The following is an 11823-nucleotide window of genomic DNA, read 5'->3' as shown; positions in this document are numbered from 1 at the left end:
CGGTGTAAGGTGGAAAAAGATTGGTGTAAGGTGTAAGGTGTAGGGTGTAAGAAATCGGGTGAAGGGTTTAGGGTATAAGGTGTAGGGTGTTGAGTAGAAGAAGACTGGTCAAGGTTCTCGGAATCTTCTTTTGCTGACCTTGCACCATTCACCTTTGACCCTTCACCCTTGACCTTTGACCCTTCACCTTTCACGAAGTGAAACTTCAGCGCATGACTTTTCATCGGATATTTTTTTTGCGGATGGCGGCGCAACATTTCAGGGAGGTCATTTTCATCGGGCGACCCAGAGGGTCTGACCCTACTGGAATAGTCATCGGACAAGAATGTCCGACGTACGGATTGCTCCCCATGTTCCCTGTTCCCTGTCCCCTGTTCCCTGCTCACAAGGAGAGTAATCCCATCCCGTTCGAGGAACCAGGTCATCCCATTTTTCGCTTGACACTTGTACAATACCCGCGCATCCCACTGCCCTCTGTTTTCGGTGAAGAAAAACGGTGAAGGGAGCCGGGTAGGATTTGTCGGGTTGGCATACAATACGTTTGTGATGAATAGCAGTATAGCTACAAGTGGGACGAAATGGGTTTTGTACATGGGAAACCGCCATCGATTGATAAGAAAACTTACGACACTGATAATCAATAAACAAGCGCATTCGTGCCATTTCATCTCTTTAATCACTTTTACGTCACATGCTTGTTCACATTCGATCACGGGGGAAATGGTGAGTTGCCTTAGTAGGGTATTTCTCCGTAATTTTAGGGACTTTGGTTCCTGCAGCGACCGGCTGCCGACCAAAGAAAATCCCGTCAACCGCTGTCCGGGTAATGACAACGTGTAGCTCCTTCCGAAAGGTTTTTCCATGCACAAGAAACTGTTCATTCCGGGACCCAGTGAAGTCCGGCCTAAGATTCTGCAGGCGATGGCGACACCGCAGGTCGGTCACCGGTCGAAAGACTACATCGCGTTGCACGAACGCGTAATCCCCAAACTCAAGCAAATTCTTTATACCACGAACGACATCTTCTTATGGGCATCCAGCTCGACATTGGTTATGGAAGCTTGCGTTCGCAATCTGTCGAACAAGAAAGTACTCTCCTGCGTCAATGGCGCATTCTCCAAACGCTGGGGTGAAATGTGCCCCGCGAATAATGTCGCCAATGAAGTATTGAAAGTCGATTGGGGCCAGCCGATTACCCCTGAATTGATCGATGCGAAACTTGCGAGCGGTGAATTCGATTGTTTAACCGTCGTGATGAACGAAACCTCAACCGGCGTTGAATCCCCCATCGGAAAAATCGCCGAAGTCATGAAGAAGTATCCCGACGTCATGTTTTGCGTCGATGCGGTTTCCTGTATGGCAGGCGCGAAGATCCCGACTGACGAATGGGGCATCGATGTGTTGTTAGCCGGTGTGCAAAAAGCATGGGCAATGCCTGCCGGTCTTACGATTTCGACGCACTCCCCACGTTCCTTCGAGCGGGCGAAGACCGTAAAACATCGCGGTTATTACACCGACTTCCTCGATATGAAGAAGTACAGCGACAAGAACCAGACCCCGGCAACCCCAGCGATTTCGCATATCTTCGCACTTGACGTTCAGACTGACGACATTCTTGCCGAAGGCTTGGATAACCGGTGGGCGCGCCATGAGAAATTGGCGAAAATGACGCGCGATTTTGTCGTCGCACAAGGATTCCCGCTCTATCCGAAAGCCGGTTACGAATCGGTGACTCTGACTTGCGCAACCAATACCCCGGGCATCGTGGTCGCCGATTTGAATGCCGCCCTTGGCAAGCGCGGTTTCACCATTTCCAATGGATATGGCGACTTGAAAGAGAAGACGTTCCGGATCGCCCACATGGGCGATGTCACGGTTGAGGGGATGCAGGAATTGCTCGACACTATCGCCGACATCCTGAAGACGCTCCCCCGCGCAAACGGTTAATCAACTTCGGTAGGGGCGCGATGCAAGGTCGCGCCCATTCCTCTTCACGGGCGGTTCTCGAACCGCCCTTACGTTAGGAGAAAACGATGAAAGTTTTAATTTCGGACGGCATGGCGAAAGCCGCCATACAGGATTTAAAGGATAACGGATTCGAGGTTACCGAACAGTTTTATCCGCCGGAAGAATTGGTTAAGGAAATCGAAAAGTACGATGTGATCGTTGTCCGCTCTGCCACGAAAGTAACGAAAGAGATTATTGCCGCAGGCAAGAATCTGAAACTCATCGTTCGCGGCGGCGTCGGTATCGACAATATCGATTCGGCAGCGGCGAAAGAGCATAGCGTAAAAGTAATGAATACCCCGGCGGCTTCGAGTGCGTCGGTAGCCGAACTGGCATTGGCGCATATCTTTGCCATCGCCCGGTTCCTTCCCCAAGCAACCGGTTCGATGAAAGCGGGACAATGGGAAAAGAAAGCGTTTGCCAAGGGAATGGAATTAGGCGGAAAGACGCTCGGTTTGATTGGCTGCGGACGGATCGGAATTGAACTTGCCAAACGTTGTAAAGCGCTCGAAATGAAAGTGCTTGCCTACGATAAATTTGCTACGATCAATTCCCCGTATGTCGAGCAAGTCGATTTGGAAACAATCTTGACAAAATCCGATGTCATTTCGCTTCACATTCCACTGCCGAAGGGCGAACCGCCGGTAATCGGTGCAAGTGAAATTGCGAAGATGAAGAATGGCGCGATTCTCGTGAATTGTGCCCGCGGCGGTACGGTCGATGAAGCGGCATTGATCGAAGCGTTAAAGAGCGGTAAGCTGCGCGGCGCCGGCGTTGATGTTTTCGTCGGTGAACCGAGTTTCAACAAGGATTTGGTTGCCCTCCCCAACGTATCGGTAACGCCGCACATTGGTGCGAGTACTGTCGAAGCGCAGGATAAAGTCGGCGCTGAGGTCGTCTCAATCCTGATCAAAGAGCTCAAGTAATCTTTTTATTTACTCTTTAGATAAGAGAAACCCCGCAAGCGATTGCGGGGTTTTTTACTACAAACGTTATACCAAGAAATATTTTTAATCGCTCGCACCTTTCGAATAGTTCGGCGCTTCTTTCGTAATCATGATATCGTGTGGATGCGATTCGCGCAATCCCGCTGACGTGATGCGCATAAATTGGGTTTTCTCTTTCATCTCTACGATGTCTTTCGCGCCGCAATACCCCATTGCTGCCCGTAATCCACCGACCATTTGATGAACGGTATCCGCCAACAATCCTCGATAGGGAACCCGTCCCTCGATGCCTTCCGGGACAAGTTTTTCCGGTTCGGTATCGCGCTGAAAGTAACGGTCGCTCGATCCCTTCTTCATGGCGGCTAACGATCCCATTCCATGATACACTTTGAAGGTTCGTCCTTCGTAGAGAACACGCTCGCCGGGAGATTCATCGACTCCGGCAAAAAGCGAACCGATCATTACCGTTTCGGCGCCGGCTGCAATCGCTTTCGCAATATCACCGGAGTATTTGATACCGCCATCAGCGATAATGGGTACATTCTGTTTCGCCGCCTCTTCTGCGCAATGCATAATCGCTGTTACTTGCGCGGCACCAACGCCGGCAACGACGCGCGTCGTGCAAATCGAACCGGGACCCACTCCGACTTTCACCGCATCGACCCCGGCGGCTATCAAGTCTGCAGTTGCTTCTTTGGTGACAACATTCCCCGCGATTAAATCGATATCGGAGAACAGGTGTCGTAAATTCTCCACGGTTTTTAACACACCGATACTGTGTCCGTGCGCGGAATCGACGACAATCACATCGCATCCTGCTTCGATTAAATGTCGAACCCGTTCCACCGTATCGCTGCTAACGCCGACTGCCGCGCCTACCCGCAATCGACCTGCGCTATCTTTACAGGCAATCGGAAACTGCCGGCGCCGGAGAATGTCTTTTACGGTAATCAATCCGACCAGTTTTCCCGTATCGTCGACTAACGGAAGTTTTTCGACGCGATGGTTCTGCAATACTTCGACTGCCTCATCCAACGACATACCCGGTCTACCAGTAACCAATTTCTTGGTCATCACCTCTTTGACCAGCACATTCATGCGGGTCTCAAACCGGACATCGCGATTGGTGAGCATACCGACCAGTACCCCGCGATCGACGACTGGGAAACCGGATACCCCGGACCTCCTCATCATATCCAATGCTTCAGCGACCGTCTTTTCCGGTGTCAATGTGATCGGTTTGCGTACTACGGCAGATTCGGAACGCTTCACCCGATCAACTTCGGCGGCTTGATCTTCCGGCGACATATTTTTATGGATGATACCGATGCCACCTTCACGAGCGAGCGCGATTGCCAAATTCGCGGTTGTCACAGTGTCCATTGCAGCTGACACCAACGGAATATTGAGCGTGATGTTGCGCGTCAGCCGAGTGCTGATATCGACATCGCGTGGTAAGATATCAGATTTTGCCGGAACTAACAATACGTCATCGAATGTAAGCGACTCACCGATTACTTTTTTCGGATTCATAAACACCCTCAATTATAGCCAACCGGCAGCTCGAAACGACGACCAGAACAATCCAATCATCTTCACTTTAAGTAACCAATACCATAATCCATAACCGATGCCGGTAAGCAAAACGAGAAAAAGTACCGTTGCAATCCGGGCGGTATTACGAAATGCGATGACAATCGCAGTCGCACAGCGATACACGCTCCACAAAACAAATAACAGACAAACAAGAATCCAACTGGTACTGATTGTTTTCTCAATCAGCGAACCGACCAAAAACAGTGTAAGCGGCAATAACAACAGATGGTTTGAAAAGCCCCATGTTATGTAGGAAATTGCTTTCAGAATACTCATCCGTTGCCGGGTAAACAGCGACACCGCCGCGAGTAGTGCCGCTGCGATAAATCCGACTACTACGATTACGAGAAACAGTAATCCAATCGAGCTGGTGGAATCCCAAATAATCCGGTTCAACCAAACCTTGATAAACGGTTTCGTTGTGAGTGTCGTAAGTAATAGATCGAACGAATAATCGTGCCGTAATCCGTGAATCGTCGCTGCGCCTAACGTCGCGCCAATTGCCGAGATCATGATTCCTAATAAAGTTGTTTCGCCAAATTGAAAGAATCTGCCTTCCCGGATGTCTTGAAAGAAGCCTGCCGGATGCAATAAACTGCGTGTGATATGAATGCGTAGAACTTTATTTTGTCCGACCGATAAACCAAACAAAGTAAAGATGATTAGTCCAGCGATTATGTATTGTGCTGAGCTGGTTTGACCCGGCGGGGAAGTAGGAGCGGATTTTACCGAGATTCCATTCAAGTAATCGCGTAATGTCACATATCCCGAACGTTCATTCCGTTGAAAAGTGATGACGCCCACGGGTAGTGCGTTTGGAATCGGGCTCGGTGAGCGGTTCAATAACGGAAACTCGGTTTGATAATCGCATAATCCGCTCAGGACAAACCCGGAACTTGCTTTGACATTTTCCTGTTCCAGCGTCCGAATAATCGATTGCGATTGGCGGATTTCTGCGGTCGGTTCCGAACCGCGGGCAGTGAGCGGATCGATCAATATTCCCACCGAACCGAACAGCAGTGGTCCCATCGTTGGATTCGTTTCAAACTTCTCAAACGAGAGACCCGGTAATCGTTCAAAAATCTGAAAATCTGCAATGGGACTACTTGTTAACTGCGGGGTTGATAAATAGGTCCAGAGTTTGGTTTCACTGCGAATCGATTGAAACAGTTCGGTCAGTTCGGGTTCAATGTTTGCCGTGGGGAAGCCAAAGCCGGGACCTACCGCCAATAGCGATGGGTGATTTCCAGAAAGCTGGGCAACTTGCCGTAAACTGGAGGTGATGTATTGACGAAACTCGTCCCGCTTGAGTAATCCGACTGGAGGAATTGTAACCGGTGATTCTGCTAAAATCCACAATCCATAGCGGTCGGCAAGTTTCATTAAGTAGGGATGGGGTGATTTTCCGATCACTCGCAATGCATTGAGTCCCAACGACTTCGCGGCAAATACATCGCGTTCCAATTGGAAAGCGGTCGCCGCCCATCCTGTTTCAGAATATTCTTCGACATAGGTGGCGCAATACAATCGCTGGGGAATGCCGGCACGGGTATAAAAGTTATCGTTACGGATAGTGAGGTCGCGAAAGCCAACAAGCTCGAGTACTTCGTGCAGCAGCGTTTCTTGGTCATACAACCGGACATACAATCGGTAGAGGTTCGGTTGCACCGGTGACCAGGAAAGCGCCGTTGGAACCGTATAATGAATTGTACCCTGCGAAATCGAACGCGGCGGCAACTCGATTTCCGTTTGTTGAGTGGTGAGGATTTCATTGCCGTTTAACGATTGCAGTGACCACCGGATTTGCAGTGTAGTTGCAGTGCCGGACTGCACGGCATACGAGGGGAGTGGTTTCGCGTCGCGCACGACATAATCGAACGACAGCTTACCACCGCTGGAAGCTGCTTCCGCCTTCACTCGGATGCTCTCAATCCGGCGCTGGGGAAGCGCAAGCAAGTAGATATCGCGGTAAATGCCTGAGTAACGCTTGGGTGAATAGAAGCCGGCAGCGACCGGAAAATCGAGCGGATTTGTCACGTCGGGCGACATCTCTACGGAGATGATATTCTCACTATCGAAGTGAATTTGGTTGGGCGGTACATCGACGACCATTGCATCCAAACCGCGCGCCAGGGCGAGAAACTCACCATTTAGTGAAATCGAAGCATCTTGTCCCACCCCTTGCAAAATCAAGCGAAATTGGTAGTTTGCCAGTTTTGAAGGGACCGTAAACCGGCGCATTGCTTCAATCGGCTGGTCGCCATCATAGCAAAACGGAACCCGCACAATCGTCTCGGCTTGGTCTTTGAGCTGCCAATCGCCATGTAGTGAAATCATCCGAATCGAATCGGTGGTTCCATTGACGCTGGTCTGCATTTCGTATGGACGAAGATCGCCCTGAAAAATCGGTTGTGCAGAGGAAACCGTATCGCCCAGTATACCAGCGATGAAAAGTAACAATAAGAATGATCGTGTCAGGAAATGAGCCACAATACGGCGACTCCTAAGATAATTCGGTAGTAACCGAACGGCGCTAATCCGCCGCGGGCAAGAAACTGAATGAAACCTTTAACGGCGAGAGCGGCAACTACAGCGCTAACTACCATTCCCACCGTAAAAACACCGGGACTGGCAAAATCGAAAATTGCCGACGCTTCCTTGGCTAATTTATAAAGTGAAGCCGCACCCAGTGTCGGTAATGCGAGCAAGAAGGAATACTCCGCCGCTGCCGGTAACGATAGTCCCGCAATCATCGCGCCTAAGATGGTTGCCATCGAGCGTGATGTACCGGGCCACATCGAAAAAATTTGTGCGATTCCAACAATCAGCGCCATCCGCCAAGTCATCGCATCGATTTCCAGACCTCCCGTGCCGTTCGTTTTGCGTTGCCGGCGTTCGAGCCAAATCATCAAGACGCCGCCCACCACCAGCGCACCGGCAATCGCAGCCGGATTAAACAAATACGACTCGATCATATCATCAAAGAGTAAACCAACCGCCGCTGCCGGAAAAAAACTGACGAACAGATTGATCAACAATTTGCGACCGGAATCGTTGCGGTTGAACAAACCGTAAATCATCTCACCGACTCTTTTTCGGTACAATCCAACGATTGCGAGCAATGCCGCGCCTTGTATCACGATATTGAAAGCATTGACAGCACGTTTTGCTTCCGGCGTTTGCATATCCAGAAAGTATGAAACCAATTCAAGGTGTCCGGTCGACGATACCGGTAAGAACTCAGTGACCCCTTCCACAACACCTAACGCAAACGATTGCCCGTAGGTAAATTGCGAGAGCGGTTCACCGACTCTGCCTTGCCGCTGCTCGTAATACTGCACCCCGAGATAGAGCAAAGCCGCCGCAATGAACACCGCTAATAAAAGTAAAACCGCGATTTCACCACGAGTGTACGAATTTTTCGTAATGGTCATTCCCACTCCACCGTTGCTGGCGGTTTTGAAGTGATATCATACACCACGCGATTAACTCCTTTAACTTCATTTGCGATACGTGTTGCAACGTGGGCGAGGAACTCCCACGGCAACCGTGAAAAATCAGCCGTCATAAAATCATCGGTATTGACACTGCGCACCACTACCGTTTTCTCGTAGGTGCGGAAGTCCCCTTGCACGCCGACCGAACGCACCGGCAGTAAAACGGTAAACGATTGCGCCACTTTGCCGTACAAATCTGCATTAACTAATTCTTCAATGAAAATCGCATCGGATTCCCTCAAGATTTCTAATCCGGATTCAGTAACAGCGCCTAAATGGCGAACTGCCAAACCGGGTCCCGGGAACGGGTGACGGTCGACGATGTGCGGCGGTAATCCCAGCGTTCGTCCTACCTTACGCACTTCATCCTTGAACAATTCGCGTAACGGTTCGAGCAAAGGAAATGGCAGTAATTCGGGTAGTCCGCCGACATTGTGATGCGATTTTATCGTTGCCGAAGGCCCGCGAACTGGAGAGCTTTCGATTACATCGGGATACAAGGTCCCTTGCGCGAGAAAGCCGATGCCGTCGAATCGCTTTGCCGCTTCAGTAAAGACTTCAATAAAGACGCGTCCAATGATTTTACGTTTTTGCTCGGGATCGGAAACGCCATCCAATTGTGATAAAAACTCGTGCTGGGCGTTCACCCGATGAATATGTAGTCCAAGTTTCGCAAATGCGGCTTCGACTTGATCCCCTTCGTTCTTCCGCAAGAGACCGTTATCGACAAAAATGGGGATTAATTTATCGCCGATACACTTTCCCAACAACGCCGCAGTTACCGATGAATCGACGCCGCCCGATAAACCGAGTAGTACTTTCTTATCGGCGACCCGGTCGTGAATCGATTGGGTAGCCGCATCGATGAAGGTTTGCGCATCCCACCCCCCCTTTGCGCCGCAGATCCGGTAGAGGAAGTTCGACAGTAGTTGTTTTCCTTGTGGGGTGTGGGTGACTTCGGGATGAAATTGTACACCATACCGTTTTGTGGCTTCTGATTCGATCACGCATACCGGTGCGCCACTAGAGCTGCCGGTACTGTGATATCCATAGGGTAACTCAAGGATACGGTCGCCATGACTCATCCATACCTCGAATTCGTCCGGTAAGCCCTGCAACAATTCAGAAGAATCGCTTTGTTTTACCGTTGCCCTGCCGTATTCGCGGTGGTCGCCCGGTTCCACTTTCCCGCCGCTCAAATGGGCAAGCGTCTGTAACCCGTAACAAATCCCGAGCATCGGGATATCCCACTGCAATACACTTTGATGCAGGGTTGGCGCCCCTTCATCGTATACCGACGCCGGTCCGCCGGAGAAGATTAAGCCAATTGGTTCATGCGCTTCCAATTCAGCGCGGGTGTGGTCGTGTCGAACGATTTCGGAGTACACACCAAGCTCACGAATGCGCCGGGCAATCAATTGTGAATATTGCGAACCGAAATCGAGTACCAGAATCCGTTCGCGGGGATGCACCACCGATTCGTGCGTTTGCGAATGTCCGCTCATCGAATGCCATCCATCGTCAAATGCCACTTTTCAATTTCCGGTAACACCTTGTAATCGGTGAGGTCAAGCTGAAGTGGTGTGACCGAAATGTAACCGTTGGCGACAATCGTCTCATCGACATCGTCCGGCTCTTCGATTAGAAGCCGTTCAGCACCCATCCAATAGTAAACCCTGCCGCGGGGATCTTCCCGGCGGTCGAATACTTCGTCGTACCTCATCCGCCCTTGCCGAGCTGTTTTCACCCCTTTGATTTGGCTGGCGGGAAGCGGGGGAACATTTACGTTTAACAGCGTATAAATCGGCAGGGGATTCGCAGCAATATGCTGAGCGACTCTCAGCGCGAATTGCGCTGCTACGGAAAAATCTTTCGAGGTGTAACTATCGAGAGAAACCGCTAATGCGGAACAACCGCAGATCGATGCTTCGGATGCACCGGATACGGTACCGGAGTAAATAACGTTCAATCCGGTATTACTCCCTTGGTTGACACCGGAAATCACGACATCCGGTTTCTCCGGCATGATTTCTTTCAGCGCCATTTTGACGCAGTCGGCAGGTGTTCCTGTAACTGCCCACCCCTTCATTCCTTCGCGATCGTAGGGTTCGATCCGGAGCGAATCGCTGATTGTAATCGCGTGGCCAATCGCCGACATTTCGCGAGCGGGAGCGACAACGAAGACTTCGCCGTATTTCACCGCTTCTTTCCAGAGGGCATGGATGCCCGCTGCATGGATACTATCGTCGTTCGTTAATAGAATTCTCATTGTGACCTGCGTTCGGGTTTTCCGTTTTTCACGCCGATTCCCTGTTCAGCTTGTTCGCGGAACTTCATGATGCCGGCGTATAACGCATCGGCGAATTTCTGTCGCCCTTCGGAAGAGCGTAGTTTTCTCGCATCGCTGCTATTCGTTAGAAACGCACATTCAAACAGAATGGCGGGCATACTGGCACCGATTAACACATAAAAGCCCGCTTGATCGACACCGCGGTCGTTTAATCCGGTACGCTTGATCGCTTCTTTATGCACTGCTTCGGCTAACACCTGCGATTCCAAGAGAAATTGCGATTGCGCCATCGAAACCAGAATATGCTTTTCGTCGGTTAACTGTTTATACGATTCGTTGTCATCTTCCAGTTGCACAACCGAGTTTTCAAACTCGGATACTTTCACTGCGCGTTCCGTACGAGCGGGTGAAAGAAAGTACGTTTCAATACCGTAGGCTTTCGATGAGCGCGCCGCATTGATATGAATCGATACGAACAGCTTCCCACCAGCTTTGTTTGCTATCTTGCCGCGGTCTTGCAAGGTAACAAATACATCCTTATCGCGAGTCAGTACAACTTTAAGTCCCGGCACTTTCCGCAATTCACTTGCCAGTCGCAATGCGATATCGAGCGTTAAGTCCTTTTCCTGTAAACCGCGTCCCCGGGCGCCGGGATCCTTCCCGCCATGTCCGGCATCGATTACCACGCAATCGATTGCCCACTTGCGTTTCATCTCCGCCAGTTGCGATTTCAGTTTCTCTTGTTCCGCAGCCAGTAAAGTAGCGTCATCCGGTTGCACCCGAATTCGGAATTCCCGCGAATCAAGCGAATCGTAACCGGCAAGCGAACGCTTCGTGATAACAGTTACCCGTGCCGGGCTTGCCTTCAAATCCTTGTTCACTTTCTTTACCAAACTGGTATCGATGTTAAGAGCGAATTTTCCTTCGAGGATTTTTGCTCCGTAAACTGAAAACGTCACCGAAGTATCGTTCCGGAACGTAGTAATGCGCGGTCCCGCAGGTAACAGTAATGTAAGATGTAACGAATCGTTCCCTTGCTTTTCAAAAGCAATGCCCTTCCAAATCGCTTTTCCCGGCCGCACGGTAAGTGTTTTCGCGGGGGAATCGTAAATCGCTTCTTCAACCCCATCTTCCGTTAACCGGGTAATCGTCCATTGCAGCGGCGTCCAGTAATTGTTACCTGACCGTTCCACCGGCAACGGAAGTTGCAAAACCGTTGCGCCATAACCGACCCAAGGGTTACCAACCCGGAGTCGCATGACTTGCGGCGTCTTTACTGTGAACCACGCCCCATTGGAATCTGTACTCGTTTCGATTTCCAGAGCCGCCGCCAGCGAAGCGATATCGACTTGCGTGACATTTCCTTTTACACGCAGCGGTATCATAAATGTATTGCCTGCTCGCGACACATCCATCGTCGATTCGGCAAAACCTGACGCTGCCAATCCTAATAGGAGAAGAAGGATTATCGTTGTTCGCATTCGAC

9 protein-coding genes are annotated in these 11823 nt (G+C 50.5%); 2 read left to right on the top strand and 7 right to left on the bottom strand.

Annotated features, from left to right (window positions below):
* On the bottom strand, positions 1-833 hold an 833-nt coding region (locus tag OEM52_03165), incomplete at its 3' end, for a hypothetical protein (protein ID MDK9699139.1).
* Between the two features lie 28 nt (positions 834-861).
* Between OEM52_03165 and OEM52_03160 the strand changes: the two genes are divergently transcribed.
* Positions 862-1947, top strand: coding sequence for an alanine--glyoxylate aminotransferase family protein (locus OEM52_03160; protein MDK9699138.1), 1086 nt, complete (start codon positions 862-864; stop codon positions 1945-1947).
* Between the two features lie 86 nt (positions 1948-2033).
* A complete protein-coding gene (locus tag OEM52_03155) occupies positions 2034-2933 on the top strand; it encodes a D-2-hydroxyacid dehydrogenase (protein MDK9699137.1) in 900 nt (299 codons plus the stop codon).
* A gap of 84 nt (positions 2934-3017) precedes the next feature.
* Here OEM52_03155 and guaB read toward each other — a convergent pair whose 3' ends face one another.
* Genes guaB through OEM52_03125 form a run of 6 tightly spaced genes read right to left on the bottom strand, consistent with a single transcriptional unit; the run spans position 3018 to position 11818 of the window.
* Positions 3018-4487 carry an IMP dehydrogenase gene (gene guaB, locus OEM52_03150; protein ID MDK9699136.1) on the bottom strand — a complete coding sequence of 490 codons (1470 nt, stop codon included), beginning with the start codon at positions 4485-4487 and terminating at the stop codon, positions 3018-3020.
* Between the two features lie 12 nt (positions 4488-4499).
* Complete coding sequence (locus OEM52_03145; GenBank protein MDK9699135.1) at positions 4500-7040, bottom strand: hypothetical protein; 2541 nt, start codon at positions 7038-7040, stop codon at positions 4500-4502.
* Complete coding sequence (locus OEM52_03140) at positions 7025-7984, bottom strand: undecaprenyl-diphosphate phosphatase (protein MDK9699134.1); 960 nt, start codon at positions 7982-7984, stop codon at positions 7025-7027. The genes OEM52_03145 and OEM52_03140 overlap by 16 nt, the downstream gene beginning before the upstream one ends.
* Entirely contained in the window at positions 7981-9552 is a 1572-nt protein-coding gene (gene guaA, locus OEM52_03135; GenBank protein ID MDK9699133.1) for a glutamine-hydrolyzing GMP synthase, read from the bottom strand. The genes OEM52_03140 and guaA overlap by 4 nt, the downstream gene beginning before the upstream one ends.
* Entirely contained in the window at positions 9549-10316 is a 768-nt protein-coding gene (gene surE, locus OEM52_03130) for a 5'/3'-nucleotidase SurE (GenBank protein ID MDK9699132.1), read from the bottom strand. Before surE ends, guaA begins: the two co-directional genes overlap by 4 nt.
* On the bottom strand, positions 10313-11818 hold the full coding sequence (locus OEM52_03125) for an N-acetylmuramoyl-L-alanine amidase (GenBank protein ID MDK9699131.1): 1506 nt from the start codon (positions 11816-11818) through the stop codon (positions 10313-10315). The genes surE and OEM52_03125 overlap by 4 nt, the downstream gene beginning before the upstream one ends.
* Positions 11819-11823 lie beyond the last annotated feature (5 nt).

This window comes from bacterium (assembly GCA_030247525.1).
In the GTDB taxonomy this organism is placed as follows: Bacteria; Electryoneota; JAOADG01; order JAOADG01; family JAOADG01; genus JAOTSC01.
The sequence above is the reverse complement of the archived record's forward strand: the minus strand, read 5'-3'. Positions and strand labels throughout refer to the sequence as shown.

Bases quoted from the DNA above. Each gene is read 5' to 3' on its own strand.
- OEM52_03160 (MDK9699138.1), top strand. From the start codon at position 862: ATGCACAAGAAACTGTTCATTCCGGGACCCAGTGAAGTCCGGCCTAAG.
- guaB (MDK9699136.1), bottom strand. From the start codon at position 4,487: ATGAATCCGAAAAAAGTAATCGGTGAGTCGCTTACATTCGATGACGTA.
- OEM52_03155 (MDK9699137.1), top strand. From the start codon at position 2,034: ATGAAAGTTTTAATTTCGGACGGCATGGCGAAAGCCGCCATACAGGAT.
- guaA (MDK9699133.1), bottom strand. From the start codon at position 9,552: ATGAGCGGACATTCGCAAACGCACGAATCGGTGGTGCATCCCCGCGAA.
- OEM52_03140 (MDK9699134.1), bottom strand. From the start codon at position 7,984: ATGACCATTACGAAAAATTCGTACACTCGTGGTGAAATCGCGGTTTTA.
- OEM52_03125 (MDK9699131.1), bottom strand. From the start codon at position 11,818: ATGCGAACAACGATAATCCTTCTTCTCCTATTAGGATTGGCAGCGTCA.
- surE (MDK9699132.1), bottom strand. From the start codon at position 10,316: ATGAGAATTCTATTAACGAACGACGATAGTATCCATGCAGCGGGCATC.